Source organism: Pseudoxanthomonas sp. Soil82, from assembly GCF_040446535.1.
Lineage (GTDB): Bacteria > Pseudomonadota > Gammaproteobacteria > Xanthomonadales > Xanthomonadaceae > Pseudoxanthomonas > Pseudoxanthomonas kaohsiungensis.
Window position 1 is genome coordinate 387,107 of sequence record NZ_JBEAAK010000002.1, and the last position, 24,738, is coordinate 411,844.

General features: G+C 71.9%; 23 protein-coding genes. 5 read left to right on the forward strand and 18 right to left on the reverse strand.

Annotated features, from left to right (window positions below):
- Positions 1–135 precede the first annotated feature (135 nt).
- The 3 genes from ABKA19_RS07230 to ABKA19_RS07240 all read right to left on the reverse strand — a co-directional run bounded on the left by ABKA19_RS07230 (position 136) and on the right by ABKA19_RS07240 (position 3,727).
- Complete coding sequence (locus tag ABKA19_RS07230; RefSeq protein ID WP_353688340.1) at positions 136–1,683, reverse strand: N-acetylmuramoyl-L-alanine amidase; 1,548 nt, start codon at positions 1,681–1,683, stop codon at positions 136–138.
- 81 nt (positions 1,684–1,764) lie between these two features.
- Positions 1,765–2,241 carry a tRNA (adenosine(37)-N6)-threonylcarbamoyltransferase complex ATPase subunit type 1 TsaE gene (gene tsaE, locus ABKA19_RS07235; protein WP_353688341.1) on the reverse strand — a complete coding sequence of 159 codons (477 nt, stop codon included), beginning with the start codon at positions 2,239–2,241 and terminating at the stop codon, positions 1,765–1,767.
- Complete coding sequence (locus ABKA19_RS07240) at positions 2,222–3,727, reverse strand: NAD(P)H-hydrate dehydratase (protein WP_502945734.1); 1,506 nt, start codon at positions 3,725–3,727, stop codon at positions 2,222–2,224. Before ABKA19_RS07240 ends, tsaE begins: the two co-directional genes overlap by 20 nt.
- 66 nt (positions 3,728–3,793) lie before the next feature.
- On the opposite strand from ABKA19_RS07240, the gene queG reads away from it, so the two are divergent.
- From queG to ABKA19_RS07260, 4 genes are all read left to right on the forward strand, one after another.
- Positions 3,794–4,888 carry a tRNA epoxyqueuosine(34) reductase QueG gene (gene queG, locus ABKA19_RS07245; protein WP_353688342.1) on the forward strand — a complete coding sequence of 365 codons (1,095 nt, stop codon included), beginning with the start codon at positions 3,794–3,796 and terminating at the stop codon, positions 4,886–4,888.
- A 352-nt stretch (positions 4,889–5,240) separates the two neighbouring features.
- Positions 5,241–6,602: an exodeoxyribonuclease VII large subunit gene (xseA, locus tag ABKA19_RS07250; RefSeq protein ID WP_353688343.1), complete on the forward strand. Its 1,362-nt coding sequence runs from the start codon at positions 5,241–5,243 to the stop codon at positions 6,600–6,602.
- Positions 6,603–6,753: 151 nt separating this feature from the next.
- Positions 6,754–7,917, forward strand: coding sequence for a glycosyltransferase family 4 protein (locus tag ABKA19_RS07255; protein ID WP_353688344.1), 1,164 nt, complete (start codon positions 6,754–6,756; stop codon positions 7,915–7,917).
- On the forward strand, positions 7,898–8,479 hold the full coding sequence (locus ABKA19_RS07260) for a phosphatase PAP2 family protein (protein WP_502945735.1): 582 nt from the start codon (positions 7,898–7,900) through the stop codon (positions 8,477–8,479). Before ABKA19_RS07255 ends, ABKA19_RS07260 begins: the two co-directional genes overlap by 20 nt.
- Before the next feature lie 88 nt (positions 8,480–8,567).
- On the opposite strand, the gene ABKA19_RS07265 is transcribed toward ABKA19_RS07260, so the two are convergent.
- The 11 genes from ABKA19_RS07265 to rpoE all read right to left on the reverse strand — a co-directional run bounded on the left by ABKA19_RS07265 (position 8,568) and on the right by rpoE (position 19,083).
- A complete protein-coding gene (locus ABKA19_RS07265; protein ID WP_353688345.1) occupies positions 8,568–9,458 on the reverse strand; it encodes a carbon-nitrogen hydrolase family protein in 891 nt (296 codons plus the stop codon).
- Complete coding sequence (locus ABKA19_RS07270; RefSeq protein ID WP_353688346.1) at positions 9,455–10,063, reverse strand: GNAT family N-acetyltransferase; 609 nt, start codon at positions 10,061–10,063, stop codon at positions 9,455–9,457. Before ABKA19_RS07270 ends, ABKA19_RS07265 begins: the two co-directional genes overlap by 4 nt.
- 190 nt (positions 10,064–10,253) lie before the next feature.
- Positions 10,254–10,985, reverse strand: coding sequence for a DNA repair protein RecO (gene recO, locus ABKA19_RS07275; protein ID WP_353688347.1), 732 nt, complete (start codon positions 10,983–10,985; stop codon positions 10,254–10,256).
- Positions 10,986–11,012: 27 nt separating this feature from the next.
- Entirely contained in the window at positions 11,013–11,921 is a 909-nt protein-coding gene (gene era, locus ABKA19_RS07280; protein ID WP_353688610.1) for a GTPase Era, read from the reverse strand.
- Between the two features lie 26 nt (positions 11,922–11,947).
- Positions 11,948–12,640, reverse strand: a complete 693-nt coding sequence (rnc, locus tag ABKA19_RS07285; RefSeq protein ID WP_162377356.1) for a ribonuclease III — start codon at positions 12,638–12,640, stop codon at positions 11,948–11,950.
- A complete protein-coding gene (locus ABKA19_RS07290) occupies positions 12,627–13,007 on the reverse strand; it encodes a DUF4845 domain-containing protein (RefSeq protein WP_353688348.1) in 381 nt (126 codons plus the stop codon). Before ABKA19_RS07290 ends, rnc begins: the two co-directional genes overlap by 14 nt.
- A gap of 77 nt (positions 13,008–13,084) precedes the next feature.
- Complete coding sequence (gene lepB, locus ABKA19_RS07295; RefSeq protein ID WP_162377235.1) at positions 13,085–13,885, reverse strand: signal peptidase I; 801 nt, start codon at positions 13,883–13,885, stop codon at positions 13,085–13,087.
- Between the two features lie 87 nt (positions 13,886–13,972).
- Positions 13,973–15,766: a translation elongation factor 4 gene (gene lepA / locus ABKA19_RS07300; protein ID WP_353688611.1), complete on the reverse strand. Its 1,794-nt coding sequence runs from the start codon at positions 15,764–15,766 to the stop codon at positions 13,973–13,975.
- Between the two features lie 158 nt (positions 15,767–15,924).
- Entirely contained in the window at positions 15,925–17,451 is a 1,527-nt protein-coding gene (locus ABKA19_RS07305) for a DegQ family serine endoprotease (RefSeq protein ID WP_353688349.1), read from the reverse strand.
- Positions 17,452–17,575: 124 nt separating this feature from the next.
- Positions 17,576–18,457: a sigma-E factor negative regulatory protein gene (locus ABKA19_RS07310; RefSeq protein ID WP_353688350.1), complete on the reverse strand. Its 882-nt coding sequence runs from the start codon at positions 18,455–18,457 to the stop codon at positions 17,576–17,578.
- Positions 18,454–19,083 carry an RNA polymerase sigma factor RpoE gene (gene rpoE / locus ABKA19_RS07315; protein ID WP_353688351.1) on the reverse strand — a complete coding sequence of 210 codons (630 nt, stop codon included), beginning with the start codon at positions 19,081–19,083 and terminating at the stop codon, positions 18,454–18,456. The genes ABKA19_RS07310 and rpoE overlap by 4 nt, the downstream gene beginning before the upstream one ends.
- Positions 19,084–19,379: 296 nt before the next feature.
- On the opposite strand from rpoE, the gene ABKA19_RS07320 reads away from it, so the two are divergent.
- On the forward strand, positions 19,380–21,455 hold the full coding sequence (locus ABKA19_RS07320) for a 3-hydroxyacyl-CoA dehydrogenase NAD-binding domain-containing protein (RefSeq protein ID WP_353688352.1): 2,076 nt from the start codon (positions 19,380–19,382) through the stop codon (positions 21,453–21,455).
- Between the two features lie 78 nt (positions 21,456–21,533).
- On the opposite strand, the gene ABKA19_RS07325 is transcribed toward ABKA19_RS07320, so the two are convergent.
- The 4 genes from ABKA19_RS07325 to tmk are packed head-to-tail and all read right to left on the reverse strand — an operon-like array spanning position 21,534 to position 24,632.
- A complete protein-coding gene (locus ABKA19_RS07325; protein ID WP_353688353.1) occupies positions 21,534–22,580 on the reverse strand; it encodes a DUF4380 domain-containing protein in 1,047 nt (348 codons plus the stop codon).
- A 59-nt stretch (positions 22,581–22,639) separates the two neighbouring features.
- Entirely contained in the window at positions 22,640–22,993 is a 354-nt protein-coding gene (locus ABKA19_RS07330) for a PilZ domain-containing protein (RefSeq protein ID WP_162377229.1), read from the reverse strand.
- The gene (locus tag ABKA19_RS07335) at positions 22,990–23,958 is read right to left on the reverse strand and encodes a DNA polymerase III subunit delta' (RefSeq protein ID WP_353688612.1); all 969 of its coding nucleotides are present in this window, start codon (positions 23,956–23,958) and stop codon (positions 22,990–22,992) included. The genes ABKA19_RS07330 and ABKA19_RS07335 overlap by 4 nt, the downstream gene beginning before the upstream one ends.
- On the reverse strand, positions 23,955–24,632 hold the full coding sequence (gene tmk / locus ABKA19_RS07340; RefSeq protein ID WP_353688354.1) for a dTMP kinase: 678 nt from the start codon (positions 24,630–24,632) through the stop codon (positions 23,955–23,957). The genes ABKA19_RS07335 and tmk overlap by 4 nt, the downstream gene beginning before the upstream one ends.
- Positions 24,633–24,738: the final 106 nt, after the last annotated feature.

Here is a 24,738-nt window from a genome sequence, read left to right on the forward strand (position 1 = left end):
CAGTAGCGGCGCTTGCGCGCGACACGAAGCCGCCTGCCCGCGGCGAACCAGGCGCCCCGGCAGGACGCCCGAGGCCATGGGAACAGCCAGGGCAGCGGCATCAGTCGTCCCGCGCATGCGCGGGCGCGCACGCGGTCAGGGGGTGCCGCCCCCGGCCATGGCCACGCTTTCGGCCTCGGCGCGCGCGGCGAACAGCGTGCCCGGTGGCGGCTGCCGGGTGAAGAAGGTATTTATCCCGTCGACCACTGCGCCGGCGACCTTGCGCTGGTAGGCCGGGTCGATCAGCCGCTTCTCTTCCTCGGCGTTGGAGATGAAGGCGGTCTCCACCAGCATCGCCGGCATGTCCGAGGTCCGCAGTACGGCGAAGTTGGCGCGCTCGATGTTCGGCTTGTGGTTGTTGCCCACCCGCTTCAGGCCGCCGAGCACATGGTTGGCCGCATCCTCGGACGCACGCATGTGCCCGCTCTGGGCCAGGTCGAGCAGCACGCCGGCGAGCACGTTCTCGGTCTGCTGCAGGCGCACCCCGCCGACCAGATCGGCGGCGTTTTCCTTGTCGGCCAGCCAGCGCGCACGCTGCGAGGAGGCGCCCTTGGTCGACAGCACGTAGACCGACGAGCCTCGCGCGCTGCGGTTCTCGGCCGCGTCGGCGTGCAGCGAGACGAAGATGTCGGCCTTGGCCGCGCGCGCGCGCTGGGCGCGCATCGGCAGCGGGATGAAGACATCGCTGTCGCGCACCAGGAAGGCCTTCAGCCCCGGCGTGGCGTTGATCTGGCGCGCCAGTTCGCGGGCCATGGCCAGGGTCACGTCCTTCTCGCGCTTGCCGGTCGGGCCGATCGCCCCGGGATCCTGGCCGCCATGCCCGGCGTCGATGGCCACGACCAGCGGGCGCATGCCGGCGGCGGAAATCGACGGACGCGGCGCCACCGGAACCGGCGCGGCGGCGGCGACGGGGTTGGCCTGCGGCGGCGCGCTGGCGACTGGCGGGGTTTGCGTGGCAGCCACCGCGGGGCCCGGCGCCGCTGCGGCACCTGCCGCCGTGGCCGGCGAGCGGCCTTCGAGGATCGCCTGGGCGGAGGCGGCGGCCACGGGTGCGGGCACCGTCTGCGGCGCGGCGGGCGCCGGGGTCGGCGGGCGGTTCAGCGCTTCGGTGACCTGCGCGGTCAGCAGGGCGGTGGCGCGTGCGGCTTCGGCACGGCTGTCGGCCGATGCGGCGGCCGATGGCGTCGTCGCTGCGGCAGGCACGACGGCCGGCGCCGCCGCAGTCAACGCCGGGGCGCCGTCGCCGGGCCATTCGATCAGCAGCCGCGCGCCGTCGCGCGAGGGTTCCATGCGCAAGGGCAACGCGGCCACCGGCGCGGCCAGCTCGAAGACGATGCGAAGCGTGCCGGGCACCGGCTGTCCGGTGCGCACGGAGGTCACCACGCCGGCCGGGGCCGGCAGGCGCATGCCACGGGCCGCCTGCGAATCCGGCAGGTCGACCACGAGCCGGTGCGGTGCGGTGAGCGACAGGGTGCGGTACTGGCCGGCGCCTTGCAGCTGGATCTCGGCGCGGGTTCCGGTGGCGCCCTGCTCGAGTCCGACCGCGCTGACCTGGCCGGCCCAGGCGGCGCCGCAGCACAGCAGCGCGGCGAGCACGAGGCCCACGCTCAACCATGGCTGGATCCGGGACGTCCCCTGGCGCATGGGCCGGATTCAATCACCGTGCGCCAAGGAATGCAAGTATTTTTCCCTTAATAATCCGGAGCCTGAAGGATGTTCCTAGGGTCAGCCGGCAGAAAGGGGCTGCAACCCGGCTTTTTTCCGCAAGGCCTCCAGCCATGCACGTCCGGTCGCCGTCCCCGCCTCCAGCCCCGCCTCGCGCCCGGTTCCGGCCTGGGCCAGGTCGATCCGCAGGTCGGGCGCCGGCAGCGCCTGGCCGCCGCGCTCGGGCCATTCGATCAGCCAGAGCGTCGCCTCGTCGCCATCCAGGCCCAGGAAGTCCAGCTCGGCGGCGTTGCCGATCCGGTACAGGTCGAGATGCCAGGCCTCGCCGCCCGGTATCGGATAGCGCTCGACCAGGGTGTAGGTGGGACTGCGGATCGGCCCCTGCACGCCGAGTTCGCGCAACAGCGCGCGCGCCAGTGTGGACTTGCCCGCGCCGAGCTCGCCGCGCAGGTGGACCACCGCCCGGGCCGGCCGCGTGCCGGCGAGCGCGCGGCCCAGGGCCTCGGTGGCCTGGCTGTCAGCGAGCGGGATCGACATCGGTGTCCTCCGGGTTGGCATGGCGACGCAGCCAGGGCAGCAGGTCGGAGGGCAGCATTCCGCGCTGCCCGCCTTCGGTGGCCGCGGCATCCCCGGCGAGGGCATGCAGCAACGCGCCGGCACAGGCCGCATCGAAGGCAGCGAGCCCCTGCGCCCGCAGCGCCGCGATCGTACCGGTGAGCAGGTCGCCCATGCCGCCGGTGGCCATGCCGGGGTTGCCCGCCGCCAGCACGCAGGGCAACTGCGCCGGTGCGGCGATGACGGTGCCGGCGCCCTTGAGCACGACGGTGCAGCGGTAACGTTCGACCAGTGCGCGCGCCGCGGCGAGTCGATCGCGCTGCACGGTCGCGACGTCGGTGCCGAGCAGGCGCGCGGCTTCACCGGGATGGGGGGTCAGGATCGCGTCGTCGAGCGCGCGGGGCGTCGCCGCCAGCAGGTTGAGCGCGTCGGCGTCGAGCACCCGCGGCGCGGCGCTCGCCAGCACGCGGGCGAACAACGCCCTGCCCCACTCTCCCTGCCCCAGGCCCGGCCCGCAGGCGATGACGGCGACGGGTTCGAGCATCGCCGCGAATTCCCCGGTTCCTTCCACACCGCGCACCATCGCTTCCGGGCGCCTGGCCAGCAGCGCGGCGACGTGGCTTTCCCGCGTGGCGACCCGGACCAGCCCGGCGCCGGCTCGCAACGCCGCCTCGGCGCACAGGACGATCGCGCCCCCGCCGCCATGGTCGCCCCCCACGCACAGCACACGCCCCGATTCACCCTTGTGCGTGTCGCGATGGCGCGGGCGCAGCCAGCGGCGCAGCGCGGCGGCGTGCAGGCGCCGTGCACAAGGCGGTGCCGCATCGGCATGCGCAGCGGCATCGATCTCCAGCGTATCGAGCAGCAACTCTCCCGCATGGTCCAGCGCCGTGCCCGTATGCAGGCCAGCATGGGCGACGATGAACTGCAACGTGCATTGCGCATGCACCGCCCTGCCCGGTGCACTGCCACGATCGGCGTCGATGCCGCTGGGCACGTCCAGCGCGAAAACCGGCACGGCCGAGGCGTCCAGCGCCTCGATCAGCGCGGCCGCGTCCGCGCGTGGCGCTTGGTCCAGGCCGATGCCGAACAGCGCATCCACCAGTACGTCGGCATCGTCCAGCGGCGTGGGAAACAGGTCGACCCGGCCGCCGGCGGCGACGTAGTCGGTGCACGCACGTTGCGCCAACGCGGCGCGCGGCCCGCCGCCGGGCGGGTGCACCACGCGCACGCGTCGCCCGGACTGCAGGGCGAGCCGCGCCAGCACATAACCGTCGCCGCCGTTGTTGCCGCTGCCGCAGGCGACGGTGATCCGCTGCGCCTGCGGCCAGCGCTGCAGCAGCACGCGCCATGCCGCCCGGCCGGCACGCTGCATCAGCGCATAGCCGTCGCCGCCCAGCGCCGCGGTGGCGAGGCGGTCGATCTCGCGCGCGGCGCTGGAGTCGTACAGGGCGGGCATGTCGGGCATCGAGGCGATTCTAGCCGCGCCGCGCCTGGCGCAGGCGCCGGCGCGCGCCATCCCTATAATTCCGCCATGGATCCCGTCCCGCCTCCTCCGGTGCCCGTGGGCGCCGGCGCCGATCCGGCAACGATCGCCCGGCGCGTGCGCGAGCTGGCCGCCGGGCTCGGCTTCCAGCGCTGCGGCATCGCCGGGATCGAGCTGGGCGCGGACGAGGCGCACCTGCGCGACTGGCTGTCCGAGGGCCTGTACGGGACGATGGACTGGATGGCCGCGCACGGGCAGAAGCGCTCGCGGCCGCACGAGCTGGTCCCGGGCACGCTGCGCGTGATCTCGGTGGGCCTGGACTACGGCCGTCGCGACGACGAGGAAGCGTGGGAAACGCTGGCCGACGGCGCGCGTGCCTACGTGGCGCGCTATGCGCTGGGACGCGACTACCACAAGCTCATGCGCAACCGCCTGCAGAAGCTGGCCATGCGCGTGCAGCAGGAGATCGGCCCGTTCGGCCACCGGGTGTTCGTCGATTCGGCGCCGGTGCTCGAGCGCGCGCTGGCGCGCAACGCCGGCCTGGGCTGGATCGGCAAGCACACCTGCCTGATCGACCGCGACGGCGGCTCGTGGTTCTTCCTCGGTGAGATCTACGTCGATCTCCCCTTGCCGGTCGACGAGCCGGCGAGCGCGCACTGCGGCACCTGCACCCGCTGCATCGACATCTGCCCTACCCAGGCGATCCTGGCGCCCTACCGGCTCGACGCGCGCCGCTGCATCGCCTACCTGACCATCGAGCACGAGGGTCCGATCCCGGAGGAACTGCGCCCGGCGATCGGCAACCGCATATTCGGCTGCGACGACTGCCAGCTGGTCTGCCCCTGGAACAAGTTCGCCAGGCGCACCGACGAGCCCGACTTCCGCGCGCGCAACGACCTGGATACCGCATCGCTGCCGCAGCTGTTCGCGTGGGACGAGGACGAGTTCCTGCGCCGCACCGAGGGCAGTCCGATACGCCGCAGCGGCCACGAGCGCTGGCTGCGCAACCTGGCCGTGGCGCTGGGCAACGCGCCTTCCACGCCGGAAGTGCTGGCCGCGCTGGAATCGCGTCGCGACGACCCCTCGCCACTGGTGCGCGAACACGTCGCCTGGGCGCGGGCGCGGCATGGCGTGTCTGGCTGAGCGAAAGGCCCGCGACGTCCAGAGTCAAAGGCGATCGCTTCGGGGGAGTCCGCCCACTCCCTGGAGCGAATCCCAATCGAAGGCACAAACCCGGACGCGCCCGAAGGCCGCCTTCGCGTGGGGGCAGGGTACGAGTGGCACATGGATGTGCCACGACCCTTCGTAAAGACAGGATGTCGTCGCGGAGGGGCGGACCCTGCCCCCAGGCGAAGGCGGACTCCTCCCGAAGCCGACGCCACATGCCTTGTCCTTTGCCGTTGCGGTTGCGGTTGCGGTTGCGGCGATTTCCCCCAGGCCAGCGCACACCCATACCCCGCCCGCGCTATCCTGTCCCGCCGCCCCGCGCGTACCGATGCCCGAGCAGAATCCCGTCCTGACCCCGAGCCAGCTCAACACGCTGGCGCGCGACCTGCTGGAAAGCGCTTTTCCGCTGGTCTGGGTCGAAGGCGAGCTGGGCAACATCACCCGGCCCGGCTCCGGACACCTGTATTTCACCCTGAAGGACGCGCGCGCGCAGGTGCGTTGCGCGATGTTCAAGCCCAAGAGCCAGTGGCTGAAGTTCGTGCCGCGCGAAGGCCTGAAGGTGCTCGGCCGCGGGCGGCTGACCCTCTACGAAGCGCGCGGCGACTACCAGCTGGTACTGGACCACATGGAGGAAGCCGGCGAAGGCGCGCTGCGTCGCGCGTTCGACGCGCTGAAGGCGCGACTCGAGGCCGAGGGCCTGTTCGATGCCGCGCGCAAGCGGCCGCTACCGGCGTGGATACGGCGCCTGGCGGTGATCACCTCGCCCACCGGCGCGGCCGTGCGCGACGTGCTGAGCGTGCTGTCGCGCCGCTTCCCGCTGCTGGAAGTGGAGATCCTGCCCAGCATGGTCCAGGGCGAAACCGCCGCGGCGCAGATCACGGACCTGCTGCGCCGCGCCGGCGCCAGCGGCCGTTACGACGCGGTGCTGCTGGCACGCGGTGGCGGCTCGCTGGAAGACCTGTGGGCGTTCAACGACGAGCGCCTGGTGCGCGCGATAGCCGCCTCGCCGGTGCCAGTGGTCTCGGCGGTGGGGCACGAAACCGACTTCACCCTGGCCGACTTCGCCGCCGACGTTCGTGCGCCCACGCCCTCGGTGGCGGCCGAACTGCTCGTGCCCGAACGGCGCGACCTGCAGGCGCGGCTGGCCGCGAACGCCGCGCGCCTGCTCTCGCTGCAGCGCCAGCGCCTGCGCCAGGCGATGCAGCGCGCCGACCGCGCAGAACTGCGCCTGCAGGCGCAGTCGCCGCACGCCAGGCTGCGCCTGCTGCGTCAGCGCCACGGCGACCTGCTGCGCAGGCTGCACGCCTCGTGGCGCGAGCGCCAGCAGCAGCGTGGCGCGCGCCTGCGCCATGCAGAAGCGGTGCTGCGCGCGCACCATCCCAGGCGACGGCTCGCGCTGTTGCAGGCCCGCTTGCAACGGCTACAGACGCGCCCGCAAGCGGCCATCGCCCGCATCCTGCAACGCGACACGCTGCAGCTGCGTGCGCTGGCCCGTTCGCTGGAGGCCTGCAGCCCGCTGGCCACGGTCGCGCGCGGCTACGCGATCCTGGCCCGCGAGGACGACGGCCGCCTCGTCCGGTCCGTGGCGCAGGCCGCTCCGGGCGACCGCCTGCAGGCGCGCCTGGCCGACGGCACGCTGGCACTGACGGTCGATGCGGCGACACCCGGCCTACCCGACCCTGCCCCATAGCCGCCGCGCGACCGGCGGCCCGGCCTCCCGCCCCGCCCGATCCCTGGAGCGCGTCGTGGCAGGCCACGCGACGCGTAATCGGGCGGTCATCCCGACGTAACGGCACCTGCATCCGCGCGACGGAGGATGGGCAAAACCCGGAGCCGGACGCATGCGCTACGCCCTCGTCACTGAAACATGGCCGCCGGAAATCAACGGCGTCGCGTTGACCGTGCAGGCCCTGGCCCATGGGCTGCTTGCGCGCGGCCATGCGGTGGAAGTGGTGCGCCCACGGCAACCCGGCGACTGCCACGACCCGGCCGGCGAACGCTCCGACGGCGCCCTGGCGACCCTGCTGATGCGCGGCGCCGCGCTGCCGCGCTACCCCGGCCTGCGCTTCGGGCTGCCGGCGATGCGCGCGCTGGGCCGGCATTGGCGCCAGTCGCGGCCGGATGCGGTGTACGTGGCCACCGAAGGCCCGCTGGGATGGTCCGCGGCGCGCGTCGCCGCCCGGCTGGGCATCCCGGTGGCGACCGGCCTGCACACCCGCTTCGACCAGTACATGCGCGACTACGGGATGCCCTGGCTGGAAGGCACCGCCCTGGCCTGGATGCGGCGCTTCCACAACCGCGCCGACGCCACCCTCGTGCCGACCCTGGAGCTGGCCCGGTTCCTGCGGGCGCACGGCTTCGAGCGCGTGGTCCGGCTGGCTCGCGCGGTCGACACTGCGCAGCTGTCCCCGGAAAGGCGCGACGAAGCGCTGCGCGCGACGTGGGGCGCGGGTCCGGATACGCCCATTGCGATCCACGTCGGCCGGATCGCGCCGGAGAAGAACCTGGCGCTGGCGGTGCGCGCATTCCGCGCGATCGGCCGGCAACGCCCGGACGCACGCTTCGTCTGGGTCGGCGACGGCCCGGCGCGCGACGCGCTGGCCCGCGAGAACCCCGACTTCATCTTCTGCGGCGTGAAGCGCGGCGCCGAACTGGCGCGGCATTTCGCCAGCGGCGACCTGTTCCTGTTCCCCAGCCTGAGCGAGACGTTCGGCAACGTCACCCTCGAATCGATGGCCAGCGGGCTGGCCACGGTGGCGTTCGACACCGGCGCGGCGCGCGAACACCTGCAGCACCAGGTCCACGGTGCGCTCGTCGCGGACGAATCCGGCTTCATCGACGAAGCGGTGCGACTCGCCGGCGACCACGACCGCCTGCGCGCCATGGGTCGCGCCGCGCGCGCCGCGGTGCTTAAGCTGCGCCCCGAGCAGGTGGCGGCCGAGTTCGACGCATTGCTGGCAGGGCTGGCCCGGCAAGGAGACCGCGATGCCGCACTCGCCGCCTGACCGACTCCCCGCGCTGGCGCCTTCGCGCCGCCGTGCCGCGCGCCTGCGCGCCCGCGACCGCGGCTGGTGCGTGCGCGCCAACCGCTGGGGGGCGCGTGGCGCGGTACGACGCTACTTCGCCACCGTCAGCCGGCTCGGTGACGGGGTGTTCTGGTACTCGCTGATGGCGATGCTGGTCGTCGTCGATGGCATGGCCGGCCTCGCCGCCTCGACGCACCTGGCCGCGACCGGCGTGGTGGCGCTGACCCTGTACCGGCACCTCAAGCGCTGGACGCGGCGGCCGCGCCCGTTCGCCGCCGACGGCCGCATCCGTGCCTGGGTCGCGCCACTGGACGAGTTCAGCTTCCCGTCCGGCCACACCCTGCATGCGGTCGCGTTCACCGTCGTCGCACTGGCCTACTACCCGTGGCTGGCGGCGCTGCTGGTGCCGTTCACCGCCTCGGTGGCGGTGTCGCGGGTGGTCCTGGGCCTGCACTATCCCAGCGACGTGCTCGCCGCCACGGCGATCGGCTCGGCGCTGGCCGGCGTCTCGCTCGCGCTCGGCACGCTGCTGTCGTTGTAGGAGCCCATCCTTATGGGCGACCCGGCGACGCTGCCACAGGCAACACGCTCGTGGTTCCGACGCCCCGGTCGCCCATGAGGATGGGCTCCTACAGCGGCTCGAAACCCTCCACGCGCGCCCGTACCAGCGACGGTGCGTGCTGCCCGGACCAGTCGCGGTCGTTGGCGACCTGGGCACGCCCGCGCGTGGCTTCGAGCAGGCCGAAATCGAGTTCGGCGATGGCCCAGGCCTCGTCGCCGCGCGTCCGCGCGAGGATGCCGTCGTCGGGAAAGCCCGCATCCATCGGCGCGTACACGGTGGCCTCGCCGGTGTTCTCGTCCAGGGCCGGACTCCAGGGGGAGCGGCCGGCAGTCACCGCCTGGACGACGAAGAGGCGGTTCTCGAGCGCGCGCGCCAGGCAGCCGACCTGGACCCGGGTGGCGCCGGCGGCGGTGTCGGTGCAACTGGGCACCAGCAACAACCGCGCCCCCGCTTGGTACTGCGCGCGCACCGGCAGCGGGAACTCGCTGTCGTAGCAGACGGAGATCCCGCAGCGGACGCCATCGATCTCCGCCACTTTCAGCGCGCCACCGCCCTCGATCACGCCGACCGCCTTCTCGAAGCCGGTCAACTGCAGCTTGTCCTGCCACAGGTGGCCGCCCCCGGGCGCGAACAGGTCGCTGCGGTTGCGATAGCGTCCCCCGGCCTGCGCGAGCAGGAAGCTTCCGGCGACCACGTACATGCCGGTGTCGCGCGCGATGCCGGCGAACAGCTCGAGCCAGTCACCGCGCAGGGACTGGATGGCGGCCAGCGAGGCCCGAAGGTCGCCATGGACCGCCGGCGGGAACAGCGCCGCCAGCTCCAGCGACAGGTACTCCGGCAACACGGCGACCCGCGCTCCGAGGCTGGCCGCCTCGCCGAGCAGGCGCCGCTGCTTGTCCGCGAACTCAGCGAAGTCGGCGGGGCGTCCGACCGGATACTTGCATGCCGCGACTTTCATGCCGCTTCCTCCTTCCAGTCGCGCAGCCAGACCGTGAGCGCGTTCTCGACCTCGCCGCGCCCGGCTTCGTTCCAGGCCAGGCGCATCGCCATGCCCGGCTGCCGGACGTAGCCGCGCTTGCGCCAGAACGCGTCGTTGCCACGGTGGCCCGCGGGCCGCCGCGGGTCGTCGTCCACGCGGTCGACCGCGCAGAACGCGGTCCAGCGGAACCGCCCCAGCGCGCGCGCATGCGCCTCGCGCCGGTCGAAGAACGCGTGGCCGAGGCCGCGTCCGCGATAGGCCGGCAGCAGCACCGATTCGCCGAAGTAGAACACCTGCTCCACCGGCATGCCTGCTGCGCGGAACGGTGCCGAGAACGCCTCGCCATCGTCGGCCAGCGGCAGGCCGGTGGACGCGCCGACCACGCGACCTGCGTCCAGCGCCAGCACGAACACGCTGTCGGGCGAATGCGCGTAGGCCGCCAGGTAGTCGCGCTCGTAGGCGACATCGCCCTCGTAGAGATAGGGCCAGTCGCGGAACACCGCGAGGCGCAGACGGGCCACGTCGTCCAGCCACGGCGCGATGTCCGCACCGCGGCAGTGGCGTACTTCAGGAGTCGCAGGCATGCGCGGATTCTATCCGTCGACGCGGTTGCGGCGCGCGGCGCGTCGGGCCTGTCCGGGACTGACGCCCGCCGCACAACCTGCGCATGCCGCGCCCTGTGCGGAAGCCATCGCCGGCGACACCGGCGCCGGGCGCGCGACGGCATCGTCTGTGCCGAAGGTGTCGCGTCGCGGGCAAGCCCGACCCGGCGAGTCAGCGCGCGGGCGCCAGCCTGCCGAGCGCCGCCGCCATCTCCCACGACTTCAACCCCCGCGGCCCGAGATGGTGCGCGAGCACCGACCGCAAGGGCAGGCGCAGGCTGGCCAGGTCGGCGGCTTCCGGCCGTTCGTCCAGCCCCAGCGCCAGCAGCGCACGTCCGGTCGCGGCCGCGCTGCGCTCGCCCTGCCCGCGATCGGTGAGCAGGCGCCTCGGGCCGTGCTCGGGGTCCAGCCGGTAGCGCGCGGCCGGATCGATCGCCTCGCCGTCGCCATCGCAATGCAGTTCGAAGCCCACGCCGAGCGCATCGAGCAGGTCGCGCTCGAAGCGGCGCAACGTCCATGCCAGCGGTTCGCCGCCGCGCAGACGCTCGCGGGTGCGCGCGTAGGCGGCACTCAGGCCGGGCAGCGGGTCCTGCCGCGGCGCCAGGCGCAGCACCAGCTCGTTGAGGTAGAAGGCGGCCAGCAGCGCGTCGCCGGCCAGCACGGGCGCGGCGTCCAGCGACTCGGCCGCGCGCAGCTGCGCCAGTTCGCCGGCGAGCACGGCATCGAAGCGGATGTGCTGCAGCGGCTGCAATGCGGCGCGCAGCACCTGACGCCTGGGCGAATGCACGCCACGCGCGACCAGGCCGATGCGGCCGTGGCCGTCGCCCAGCACTTCCACCAGCAGGCTGGTCTCGCGCCAGGGCCGCGCGTGCAGGACGAAGCCGGTCTCGCCTTCGATCCGCATCCGGGCTCCGGTGAGGCGCGCCGCGCCTCAGTTGTCGCCGTAGCCGAAGGCCTTCAGCGCGGCTTCGTCGTCGGACCAGCCTTCACGCACGCGGACCCAGGTCTCCAGGAACACCTTGCGGCCGAACAGGCGCTCCATGTGCTGGCGCGCCTTGCTGCCGATCTCGCGCAGGCGCGTGCCGCCCTTGCCAATCACGATCGGCTTCTGGCCTTCGCGCTCGACCCACACCACCGCGCCGATCCGCAGCAGCTCGCCGTCCTCGGCGAAGCGCTCGATCTCCACCGTGGTCGCGTACGGCAGCTCGTCGCCGAGCTGGCGCATCAGCTGCTCGCGGACCAGCTCGCCGGCCAGGAAGCGCTGGCTGCGGTCGGTGATCTCGTCGTCCGCGTACACCGGCGGTGCCTCGGGGACCAGCTTGAGCAGGTCGCCGACCAGCGCCTCCAGTCCCTTGCGCTTGAGCGCCGAGACCGGGTGGATCGCGGCGAAGTCGCGGCCCTCGCTGACCTGGGCCAGGAACGGCAGCAACGCGCTCTTGTCCTTGAGCCGGTCGACCTTGTTCACCGCCAGCACCACCGGGATGCCGCCGTCGCGCAGGACGTTGAACACCAGGGTGTCCTCCTCGTCCCAGCGCCCGGCCTCGACCACCATCAGCGCCGCGTCGACGTCCTCGACCGCGCCGCGCGCAGCCCGGTTCATCACCCGGCTCATCGCCGACGCCTTGAACCGGCCCTCGCCACGGTGCAGCCCCGGCGTGTCGACCAGCAGCAACTGGCCGCCCTCGACCGTGGCGATGCCCAGCAGCCGGTGCCGGGTCGTCTGCGGACGGTTGGAAACGATGCTGACCTTGGCCCCGACCAGCGCGTTGACCAGGGTGGACTTGCCGACGTTGGGCCGGCCGATCACCGCGACGCTGCCGCAGCGGTGGGAATCTTGGATGGGTTCGGAATTCACGTGGTGACCGCTTATGGCTGCCGGGGCGAAGGCTCCAGCCGTTCCAGCACCGCCGCCGCCGCCGCCTGTTCGGCCAGCCGGCGCGAGGTGCCCTGTCCCTCGGCGATGACCGCGGGCTCGCTCAGGGTACACCGTGAGAGGAAGACCTTGGCATGGTCCTCGCCGCTCTCGGAGACCAGTTCATACGCCGGCAAGGGCTTCTGCCGCGCCTGCAGCCATTCCTGCAACCGGGTCTTGGCGTCCTTTTCGGGCTTGCCGACCGGCAGCGCGGCCAGTGCCGGCTCGAACCACGGCACCACCACGCGCCGGCAGGCTTCGTACCCGGCGTCCAGGTAGATCGCCGCGACCACCGCCTCGAGCGCGTCGGCCAGGATCGAATCGCGCCGGAAGCCCCCGGACTTGAGCTCGCCCGGGCCCAGGGTCAGGCGCTCGCCGAGCTCGAGGCGGCGGGCGATGGCAGCCAGCGAAGCCTCGCGCACCAGTTCGGCCCGGGCGCGGGTCAACACGCCTTCATCGGCCCCCGGCCAGCGCTGGTACAGGGCCTCGGCGGCGAGCAGGTTGACCACCCCGTCGCCGAGGAATTCCAGCCGCTCGTTGTGCGGCGTGCCGGCGCTGCGATGGGTCAGCGCCTGCGCCAGCAGCGACGGATCGGCGAAGCCATGGCCGATCCGGTCGCGCAATACCGTGCGGTCAGTCCCCACCACCACGCCGGGTGAGTTCCTGGGTGCTGTCGAAGCGGCCGACCACGTCCAGGTTGCCGACCAGCGGCCGGCGGACCTCGTAGTTCACCCGCATCTTCCAGCCGCCCTCGGTGCGCTCGAACTTCACGTTCTGCGGCTTCACGTTCTCGGAGTAGTTGATGTACAGGCGGCGGAAGAACAGGTCCTGGACCTTGGCCGGGTCCATGTCGGCCACGCCCGGCTCGTTGGCCAGGCCCTTCATCGCCGAACGTACCGAGTAGTACTCCTGGTACATCGGGAACAGCTTCATGCCGACGTAGGCGGCGAAGCCCACCACCGCCAGCACCACCAGGAACCCCAACAGGCTCAGACCGCCTTGCTTGCGCTTCATTGCCATTCCCCTTGAATTCGGCTGCTTGAATCCGGATGCACGGACGGATGGCAGTTGTATGCCAATCCCGCTCCGCGTTACTTGATCGGCGTCCCGATCCGCGAAGGATCGAAACTCCCCCTGCAGAACCACCCCTCGCAGTTCAGCCAGATCAGGAACGCCCTGCCCCGCAGGTTCTCCTCGGGCAGGAAGTGGGTCTGGGCCCAGAACCGGCTGTCCTCGCTATTATCACGATTGTCGCCCATTACGAAATAGTGGCCGGCCGGGACCGTCCACTCGCCCTGGCCGGCCGGGTTGGCCCGGTCCAGCCACTCCAGCACCTTGTGCTCGCGCCCGGGCAGCTTCTCCAGCAGCAGGGAAGCGCCGGTCATCTCCGCGCCACGGCCCTGGCCGATGAACTCGCCCAGCTTCTCGTACTGCACCGCCTCGCCGTTGATGTACAGGGTGTCGCCGTGGAAGCCGATCCGGTCGCCCGGCAGGCCGACCACGCGCTTGATCCAGTTCTGGTCCGGCGCATGGGGCGGCTTGAACACGACCACGTCGCCCCGCACCGGCTCGCCCAAGGCGACGAACTTGTGGTTGTTCACCGGCAGGCGCAGGCCGTAGGCGAACTTGTTGACCAGGATGAAGTCGCCGATCAGCAGGTTGGGCATCATCGAGCTGGACGGGATCTTGTACGGCTCGGCGACGAAGCTGCGCAGCACCAGCACCACCGCCAGTACGGGGAAGAAGGCGCGCGAGTAGTCGACGACCATCGGCTCCTCGGCCAGCAGGCCGTCCCTCTCGGCACGGCGCCTGGCGAAGAACAGGCGGTCCAGCAGCCAGATCAGGCCGGTGGCGAAGGTCAGCACGACCAGGCCGAGCTCAAACCATTTCATTCGTAGTCCTTGGCGACGGGAACGGGAACACGGTAACGACCAGCGACGGAAGCGGCGGCTGCGCGCGGGACGGCGCCCGCGCCGGACTCACTTGCTGTCCACCTGCAGCACGGCGAGGAAAGCCTCCTGCGGGATCTCCACCCGCCCGACCTGCTTCATCCGCTTCTTGCCTTCCTTCTGCTTCTCCAGCAGCTTCTTCTTGCGCGAGATGTCGCCGCCGTAGCACTTGGCCAGCACGTTCTTGCGCAGCGCCTTGACCGTGGTGCGCGCGATGACCTGCGAACCGATCGCCGCCTGGATGGCCACGTCGAACTGCTGGCGCGGGATCAGCTCCTTCATCTTCTCGGTCAGCTCGCGGCCCCGCCGGTCGGCGTGGGTGCGGTGCACGATGATCGACAGCGCGTCGACGCGGTCGCCGTTGATCAGCGTGTCCACGCGAACGAACGGGCCGGCCTCGAAGCGCAGGAAGTGGTAGTCCAGCGAGGCGTAGCCGCGGCTGACCGACTTGAGCTTGTCGAAGAAGTCGAGCACCACCTCGGCCATCGGCAGCTCGTAGCTGATCTGCACCTGGCTGGCCATGTAGGTGATCCCCACCTGCACGCCGCGCTTGTCCTCGCACAGTTTGATGATCGCGCCGATGTAGGCTTCGGGCGTGAGGATGTTGGCGCGGATGATCGGCTCGCGGACCTCGTCGATCAGGTTGGCCTGCGGCAGCTTGGCCGGGTTGTCCAGCGGCATCACCGTGCCGTCGGTCTTCAGCACTTCGTAGACCACGGTCGGCGCGGTGCTGATCAGGTCCAGGTCGTATTCGCGCTCCAGGCGCTCCTGCACGATCTCCATGTGCAGCATGCCGAGGAAGCCGCAGCGGAAGCCGAAGCCCATCGCCTCCGAGCTCTCCGGCTCGAAGCGCAGCGCCGCATCGTTCAGGCGCAGCTTCTCCAGCGCCTCGCGCAGGTCGGGGTAGTCCTCGGCGTTGACCGGGAACAGGCCGGCGAACACGCGCGGCTGCATCTCCTGGAAGCCGGGCAGCGGCTTCGGCGCCGGGTCGCCAGCCAGGGTCAGGGTGTCGCCGACCGGGGCGCCGTGCACGTCCTTGATCGAAGCGGTGATCCAGCCGACCTCGCCGGCGCGAAGCGCGGCAAGCTCCTTGCGCTTGGGGGTGAACACGCCGACCTTGTCGACCTCGTGCGTGCGCCCGGTCGACATCACCAGGATCTTGCTCTTGGCCTTGATCTCGCCCTGCATCACGCGCACCAGCGAGACCACGCCCAGGTAGTTGTCGAACCAGGAGTCGATGATCAGCGCCTGCAGCTTGTCGGTGTCGCGCGGCACCGGTGGCGGGATGCGGTGGACGATGGCCTCCAGCACCTGGTCCACGTTCAGGCCGGTCTTGGCGCTGACCGCGACCGCGTCGTCGGCGTCGATGCCGATCACCGCCTCGATCTCGGCCTTGGCCTTTTCGATGTCGGCGGTAGGCAGGTCGATCTTGTTCAGCACCGGCACCACTTCCAGCCCCTGCTCCACCGCGGTGTAGCAGTTGGCGACCGATTGCGCCTCCACGCCCTGGGCGGCGTCGACCACCAGCAGCGCGCCTTCGCACGCGGCCAGCGAGCGGCTGACCTCGTAGGAGAAGTCGACGTGCCCGGGCGTGTCGATGAAGTTCAGGAAATAGGTGTTGCCGTCCTTGGCCTTGTACGGCAGCGAGACGGATTGGGCCTTGATGGTGATGCCGCGTTCGCGCTCGATCGGGTTTGAATCGAGCACCTGGGCTTCCATCTCGCGCGCCTCGAGGCCACCGCACAGCTGGATGATGCGGTCGGCCAAGGTCGACTTGCCGTGGTCGACATGGGCGATGATGGAAAAATTGCGGATGAACCGCATCGAATCGGAAGACATGGGGGAGCGGCGGTCTCGGCCGTCGTCGGATAACGGCGGATTATCGCACGCCGGGGCCGGTTGCAGGCCCGGCCTGCCTGCCGCCGGGCGCGCCACGGCGGTGGAGGCGCCGCCACGGGCGCCCCGACCGCCATCGCGATGCCTCAGGAGGCGACGGTCAGGGCGACGAAGCTGGTCTGGCCCGAGGGGCTGCGGACCAGCAGCATCACCGCATCGCCGGCACCGACCCCGCGCAGCTGCCGCTCCAGTTCGGCGACGCTGCCGACCGGGGTGCGGCCGACCCGCAGGATCGCCATGCCCGGCTGCAGCCCGGCCTCGCGCGCCTCGGCGCTGTCCACCGCGGTGATGCGCACGCCCTCGCCCGCCTCCAGGCCCAGCTGGTCGCGCGACCGCGCGTCCAGTTCGGCCACGCGCAGGCCCAGCTGCGACACCGCCGAGGCCGTGCCCGGCGTCGCGTCGCCGCCGTCGGCCACGCTCGCCACGCGCTGCGCGTCGCTGGGCAGCTCGCCCAGGGTGACGGTCAGCTCGCGCGGCTTGCCGTCGCGGACCACGCCGACCTTGGCCCGGGTGCCCGGCGGCAGCATGCCGACCATCGGCGGCAGGTCGGAACTGGTGGCGACCGGACGGCCGTTGACCGAGACGATCACGTCGCCGACCTCGATCCCGCCCTTCTCCGCCGCGCTGCCCGGCTCGACGCTGTTGACCAGCGCGCCGTCGTTGCTGGCCAGGCCCATCGCCCGCGCCTGCCCGGACTGGATGCCCTGGATCTGCACGCCGAGCATGCCGCGGCTGACCTTGCCGTTCTTCTTGATCTGGTCGACCGCGCCCATCGCCAGGTCCATCGGGATGGCGAAGCTCACGCCCATGTAGCCGCCGGAGTTGCTCAGGATCTGCGAGTTGATCCCGACCACCTCGCCGGAGGTGTTGAGCAGCGGGCCGCCGGAATTGCCGCGGTTGATCGCCACGTCGGTCTGGATGAAGGGCACGTATTGCTGGCCCGGGCCGCCGGTGCGGCCGATCGCGCTGACGATGCCGGCAGTCACCGACTGGTCCAGGCCCAGCGGCGAACCGATCGCCACCACCCACTGGCCCGGCTTGATCGCGCCGGAGCGGCCCTGGCGCAGGGTCGGCAGGCCCTTGCCCTCGACCTTGAGCAGGGCCACGTCGTAGGTCTCGTCGCTGCCGACCAGCTTGGCGGTGAATTCGCGGCGGTCGGACAGGCGCACGGTGATGCTGTCGGCGCCGTCGACCACGTGGTGGTTGGTCAGGATGTAGCCGTCGTTGGAAATGATGAAGCCCGAACCGACCGAGCGGCCCGAAGGCGCGTCCGGTCCCGGACGGCCAGGCTGGCCGGGCATGCCGGGGAAATCCGGACCGAAGAAGCGGCGGAAGATTTCCGGCAGCTCCTCGTCGCCGGGCATGCCGCCGCGACCGGCATAGCGGGCCGGAACCCGCGCCTCGATGTTCACCACCGCCGGGCCGACCTGCTCGACCAGGCGGGTGAAATCGGGCAGGCCGGTGACCAGCGGCGCGGACGGCGCCGCAGGCGTGGCGGCCGGCGCGGCCTGGGCCACGGGCGACGGGCTGGCCTCGGGCGCGCGGGCGCAGGCGGCCAGCGGCGCGGTCAGCACCAGGGCGGCAAGGAGACTGGGACGGACACGGGAATTCATCGGGATCAGGCCTTCAGGGCAGTGGAAGTTCGGCCACGGTCATCCGGGCCGCGTAACGCGGAAACAGGGTGAACAGCAGGCGCGACGCTCGCGCGGCGGGCACCGGCCCGGGCAGTCGGGCCGCTCAGCGCCCGCCGCCTTCATCCGGCGGTGCCGGCAGGGCGTCCGGATCGATGGCTTCGGGCGCGGCCGGTGGCGCCGGCAGGCTCGGCTCGAATGGATAGAACGCGCGCGCCGAACCGGATTCCTCGAAGCTGGCGGTATAGCCCGAGCTGGCCCCGGGCATCGCCGCGCGCGGCCACGGCCGGGCCTGCAGCGGTGCGGAAGACGCGAACGGATCGCTGGGCAGCAGCGGTGCGGCGGCTACCGCATCCGGTGCCGCCTGGATTTCCGGCACTGGTGCCGCCCCGGTCGACTGTGCCGGGCGGTTCGGCCGCGCCTCGGCCACGGCGGCGACCATCGGCCCCACCGGTTCACGCTGCACGCGCGGCGTCACGGCCGGACGCGGCGTCGATGGCACCGGGTCGGCAACGACCGGGCTGCGTGCCGGCGCGACCTCCGCCAGCACCGCTTCGGTGGAAGGCAGGGCCTGCACCGCCAACGCGGGCGCGGCGACCGGCGCCTGTTCGGGCGCACCGGGACGCCCGACCAGCATCGCCACCGCCGCGACCGAGGCCGCCAGCGCCGCGCCACCGCCCCAGCGGGCGATGGCGAACCGACGACCGCCACCGGCGGCAGCCTGCACGGACGCATCGGGGGAGGCCGCGATCGCCGCGGCCACCCGTGCGCCCAGGTCCGGGGCGGCGGCGCGGGCGACCCGCCCGCGCAGGACGTCGCCGCACAGCTGCCAGCGCTCGAAGCTGCCGGACAGCTCGCTGTCGTGCTCCAGCCGGCGCAGCAGGAAGCGCGCCTCGTCGGGCGAGAGCTCGCCATCGACCAGCGCCGACAGCTGCTGGCGGGCGTGGAGTTCAAGCTTGTCGATGGCGGGGCGTGGATCTTGGCTCATGGGCGGTTTCGCTCGCGGGTAGCACTTTGGACATCAAGCAACGGTCGAAGTTCGAGGTCGATGGCCTCGCGCGCCCGGAAGATGCGCGAGCGCACCGTTCCGATCGGGCAATCCATCTTCTGCGCGATCTCGTCGTAGCTCAGGCCCTCCACCTCGCGCAGGGTGATGGCGGTCCGCAGTTCCTCCGGCAGCGCGTCCACCGCCTTCATCACGGTCCGCTCCAGCTCCTCGCGCATGGCTTCGCGCTCGGGCGTGTCGTTGTCGCGCAGGCGCGCGCCGGTCTCGTACTGCTCGGCGTCGCTGGCGTCGATGTCGTCCGTGGGCGGACGGCGGTTGTGGGCGACCAGGTGGTTCTTGGCGGTGTTCACGGCAATGCGGTGCAACCAGGTATAGAACTGGGCGTCGCCGCGGAAATTCCCCAGCGCGCGGTAGGCGCGCATGAAGGTCTCCTGGGCCACGTCCTGGCATTCGCTCCAGTCCGCGATGTAGCGGCCGATCAGCCCGGTGATCCGGTGCTGGTACTTGCGCACCAGCAGGTCGAATGCGGCGCTGTCGCCACGCTGCACGCGGCGGACCAGTTCGAGGTCCAGCTCCTGGGTCGGATCCTTCGGCGTTCCTTCGGCCATGCCGGGCCACACTCCTGTCGTCCCGGCGTTCCGGGCCTTGTGACCGCCGTGGCCGGAAAAAGTTCAGCGGCCGGCGGAAGCCGCTGTCCGGATGGGCCGGACGGGGGCGTCGTGCCCGTCCGCGCGCCGCGCCGCGCCACCCGCAGGCGCTTCATGCGTGACCTTAACCGCGCGCCCAGTATGGTCGGGCACGCCGCCGTCCGCGATGGGCCGGATCCCGGGATCGGGATTTGACGCCGCCGAAACAACCTCGGGATGATAGCGGCCTACTCCATACACAACCGGATGGTCAGGCCATGCTCCCAGGCTTCGATGGACTGCGATTCAGCCACTGGCAAGCCGCGCAGCGCGACGACGGCGTGGTGGTGCTGTCGCTGGACCGGCAGGACGCGCCGGTCAATGCGCTCTCGCAGGACGTGCTGATCGAACTGGGCGACATCCTCGAGCGGCTGGCGATCGACCCGCCCCAGGGCGTGGTGTTCCGCTCGGCCAAGCCCTCCGGCTTCATCGCCGGTGCCGACCTGAAGGAGTTCCAGGACTTCGACCGCAAGGGCACGGTCAACGACGCCATCCGCCGTGGCCAGGTCGTGTTCCAGAAGGTCGCCGAGCTGCCCTGCCCGACGGTGGCGGCGATCCACGGCTTCTGCATGGGCGGCGGCACCGAGCTGTCGCTGGCGTGCGACTACCGGGTGGCGAGCAATGATCCGTCCACCCGGATCGGGCTGCCCGAGGTCAAGCTGGGCATCTTTCCCGGCTGGGGCGGCAGCGCCCGCCTGCCGCGCCTGGTCGGTGCGCCGGCGGCGATGGACATGATGCTGACCGGCCGCACGCTGTCTGCCGCGGCCGCGCGCGGCATCGGCCTGGTCGACAAGGTCGTCGAACCGGCGCTGCTGGAGGACTCGGCGGCGGCGCTGGCGCTGAAAGGCACGCAACGGCCGTTCAAGCAGCGCTTCATGGGCTGGGCGACCAACAGCTGGCTGGCGCGGAAGATCCTTGCCCCGCAGATGGCCAAGCAGGTCGCGCGCAAGGCCAAGAAGGACCAGTATCCGGCGCCTTACGCGCTGATCGGCGTGTGGGAGCGCGCCGGCGGCAGCGGCATCCAGGCCCGGCTCGATGCCGAACGCAAGGCGGTGGTGAAGCTGGCCGGCACGCCGACCGCGCGCAACCTGATCCGCATCTTCTTCCTGACCGAGCGGCTCAAGGGCCTGGGCGGAAAAGACCATGGCATCCGCCACGTGCACGTGGTCGGCGCCGGGGTGATGGGTGGCGACATCGCCGCCTGGTCGGCCTACAAGGGCTTCGAGGTCACCCTGCAGGACCGCGAGCAGCGGTTCATCGACGGCGCGCTTGATCGCGCGCAGGAACTGTTCGCCAAGCGGGTGAAGGACGAGGCCAGGCGCCCGGCCGTGGCCGCGCGCCTGAAGGGCGACCTGGCCGGCGCCGGCGTGGCCGAGGCCGACCTGGTGATCGAGGCGATCATCGAGAACCCGGAAGCCAAGCGCGACCTGTACCAGGTGCTCGAGCCGCGGATGAAGGACGACGCGCTGCTCACCAGCAACACCTCCTCGATCCCGCTGGACGAACTGCGCGAGCACATCGCCCGCCCGGACCGCTTCGCCGGCCTGCACTACTTCAACCCGGTGGCGCAGATGCCGCTGGTGGAGATCGTCCAGCACGACCGCCTCGATCCGGCGGTGGTCAAGCGCCTGGCCGCGTTCTGCAAGGCGCTGGACAAGTTCCCGGTGCCGGTCGCCGGCACGCCGGGGTTCCTGGTCAACCGCGTGCTGTTCCCGTACATGCTCGAGGCGGCCACCGCCTATGCCGAGGGCATCCCCGGCGTGGTGATCGACAGGACCGCGGTGAAGTTCGGCATGCCGATGGGCCCGATCGAACTGATCGACACCGTCGGCCTGGACGTGGCCCAGGGCGTGGGCGCGGAGCTGTCGCCGTTCCTCGGCCTGCAGGTGCCTGCGGCGCTGGCTTCGGTCGAGCCGGGCAAGCGCGGCAAGAAGGACGGCCAGGGCCTCTACAAGTGGGAGCAGAACGAGAAGGGCAGCAAGCCGGTGAAGCCCGAAGCGCCTGCCGGCTACCAGGCACCGTCGGACCTGGAGGACCGCCTGATCCTGCCGTTGCTCAACGAGGCGGTGGCATGCCTGCACGATGGCGTGGTCGCCGATGCCGACCTGCTCGATGCCGGGGTGATCTTCGGCACCGGTTTCGCGCCGTTCCGTGGCGGCCCGATCCAGCACATCCGCGCCACCGGCGCCGAGGCGCTGGTCGAGCGGCTCAAGGCACTGCAGGCACGCCACGGCGACCGCTTCGCGCCGCGTCCCGGCTGGGACAATCCGCTGCTGCGGCAACCGGTGGAGTAGCCGACGTTCCGCGTAGAGCGGGGCTTGCCCCGCTGCAGTTTTGGATGCCCGTGCCGGGGCAGCGGGGCAAGCCCCGCTCTACTCGACGCCGGCCTCGGCCAGCATCCGCTGCAGGAAGGCGACCTGCGCGTCGCGCCGGTCGGGGCCGTCGTAGCGACGCACCACCCACCACTCATGCGCGGTGGTCGACTCCCCGGGCGCCAGGGTCGCGTACGGAGCGTGCACTTCCAGCTCGAGCACGCCGGTGTCGGCCATGCCCGGGCGCCAGTCCAGGTAGAGCTCGACCTGGCCCTGGTCCGGATGGATCCGCGCCAGCGGCTCGAGCTCGAAATGGATCAGGAAGGCCTGGCCGGCATTGAACCCGGCGATCCAGCCGGCGCGCGGCTGGATGAAGACCTTGCCGCGCCGACCCTGGCGGCCATCCGAGGGCGGCAGCAGCTCCAGCGAGAACAGGCCGTCGGCGGCGCTGCTGACCAGGCCGTCGAAGCCGTCGCCGGTATCCGAGCGTACCCGCACCCCTTCGCCATCGGCGGCGACCGGCACGAACACCCGCGTTTCCGGGTGCACCCGGGTGTTGAACCAGATATCGCGCGACACCGGCTGCTTGCGCACGTTGCGCATCTCCACCGCCAGCTCCGCGGTATCGGGGCGGTCCGGCGCGATCGAGAAGGACTGCTGCAGGCGCACGCCACTGACCGGGCTGGCGGCGCCTTCCAGCACCAGCCGGGTGTCCTCGTGCGCGATCACCTTCGCCGGCGCATGCGCCAGCCACGGATCCGGCGGCCATTGCGCGGCGGCCTTGCGCCGTGCCGGATTGAGCGCCTGGTCCAGCCACCAGCCGGCCTGCGGACCGGCCCAGACCTCGTGCCCCAGGTAGGGGATGTTCTCGCCAGCGGCGCTCACCTTCGGATCCGGTTGCGACGTCACCGCTTCGCCGATGCGCAGCAGGTTCGGGGCCCCGGGCAGCGAGAAGTGCAGCACGCGTCCGCCCAGGCGCGGCGATATCTCCATCTGCAGCTTCGGGCTTTCCAGCCGCACCACGCCCGGCGATGCACCGGTTTCATCCGCGTGGGCAGGGGACGCGCCGGCGGCCGCCGCGAGCAGGACCACGGCCAAGCGCAACATGGGTCGCATCGCACTCTCCCGCTATGTTCCGTCGGGGGCACGCCGGCGCGCGGCGGCGTTCACATCGTCTGGGTCGGCTTGTCGGCGTTGAGCGTGCCGGCCAGCAGGGTCTCGATCCGGTTCTTGACCGCCTCGCCCTCGGCGCCTTCGGGGAACTGCACGCCGATGCCGGCGGTGCGGTTGCCCTGGGCGCCGGCAGGCGTCACCCAGACCACCTTGCCGGCGATCGGCAGGCGGTCGCTGGAGTCGGGCAGGGTCAGCAGCAGGAACACCTCGTCGCCGAGGAAGTAGCGCTTGGGCGTGGGCACGAAGATGCCGCCATGCCGGATGTAGGGCATGTAGGCGTTGTACAGCGCGGCCTTGTCCTTCACCGCCAGCGACAGGATGCCCTGGCGCCCACTTGCAGCACTCATCGATTGTCCCCTTTGCCCGCCTGCTGGCGCGACGCGTCGCGCCAGGCCAGCAGCAGGTCAGCCATCACCAGGTCGGCGCGTACCGTGCTGCGCAGCAGTTCGCGGGCACGGTTGGCGTCGTCGAACCAGGCCGCCAGCTTGTTCAATCGGTCCGGATCGGTCAAGCCGGCCGGGCTCCGGGCCCGCTCCAGCACGTGCTCGGCGGCATGCCGGAGGCGCTCGACCGCGAGTTCGTCGGCGCTCCAGCGCAGCGCGGTCTCCAGCGGGTCGGCGCGCCCGGCCTCCACCGCGGCCAGGTCCGCGGCGATCCCGCGCCGCAGCGCCAGGCCGTCGCCCCCAAGCCACTCGGCGGCCAGGCCCGGATGGCCACCAGCGGCGTCCAGCGCCTCGGCGGCGGCCTGGGCGTCATGCCCCTGTTCGCACAGCCAGGCCAGCGCCTCGTCGCGTGGCGGCAGGCGGAACTCCAGGCGCTGGCAGCGGCTGCGGATGGTTGCCGGCAGTCGCGCCGGGCGCGCGCTGACCAGCCACAGGTAGCGGGCCGGCGCCGGCTCCTCGAGCGTCTTGAGCAGCGCGTTGCAGGCCGCGGTGTTGAGTGCGTCGGCGGGCTCGACCACGGCGACCTGGGCGACCCCGTACTGGGGCGTCAGCGCCAGTTGCTGGCCAAGTTCGCGGATCTGGTCGATCACGATCTCGGTGCGTAGCCGCGTGCCTTCCTTGTTGGGCACGAACGACACCACGTGCAGGTCCGGATGCGTGCCTGCGGCGATCAGCGCCCGGGTGCGGGCCTGCGCACTGGCGTCTCCGCCGGCGGACAGGATGTGCGCGGCGAGGCGGTCGGCAACCGCGCGCTTGCCCAGGCCGGCCGGGCCGCACAGCAGCAGCGCGTGGCCCAGGCGGCCGGCGGCCAGCGACGCCAGGGCCTGGTCATGGGCGCGCTGCTGCCAGGGGGCCATCGACGTGCTCACCGCGGCGGCGACTCCAGCCATTGCTCAACCGCCGCTGCGACCGCCAGGCCCACCTCGCGCGGCGGCAGCGCCGCGTCGATCACCCGGAAACGCTCCGGCTCGGCGGCGGCGCGGCGGCGGAACCCGGCACGCACGCGCTCGAAGAAGTCGTCCTGCTCGCTCTCGATCCGGTCCGGCCATAGGTCGCGGCCACTGGTGCGCGCGCGCCCCTCGCGCACGTCCAGGTCCAGCAGCAGCGTCAGCCCCGGACGCAGGCCGACCGCACGCCGCTCCAGCGCCGCGATCCAGGCGGGGTCCAGGCCGCGGCCATCGCCCTGGTAGGCGTAGCTGGAATCGGTGAAGCGGTCGCTGACCACGAACGCGCCGCGCTGCAGCGCCGGCCGCACCACCTGGCGCACGTGCTGGGCGCGCGCGGCGAATGCCAGCAGCAGTTCGGCCTCGGCGCACAGCGGCTCGTCCTCGTCGCCCTCGCCGCGCAGCGACTGCCGGTTGTCGAGCATCAGCGCGCGGATCTTCTCCGCCAGCGGCGTGCCGCCGGGCTCTCGGGTCAGCACGACTTCATGGCCCCGCTGCAACAGGACGTCGCGGATCGAGGCGATCGCGGTACTCTTGCCCGCGCCCTCCCCGCCTTCGAGGCTGATGAAGCGCGGGTGGGTCAGGATCGCCTCGGTCATGGCGACTCCGTGGACGCCGGCACGTCGCGCTTGCCGGCATCGGCCTTCGGCGCCGGACCGGCACTTTCCGGTGCGGCCGCACCCGTGTCGTTGCCGGCCTTGCCAG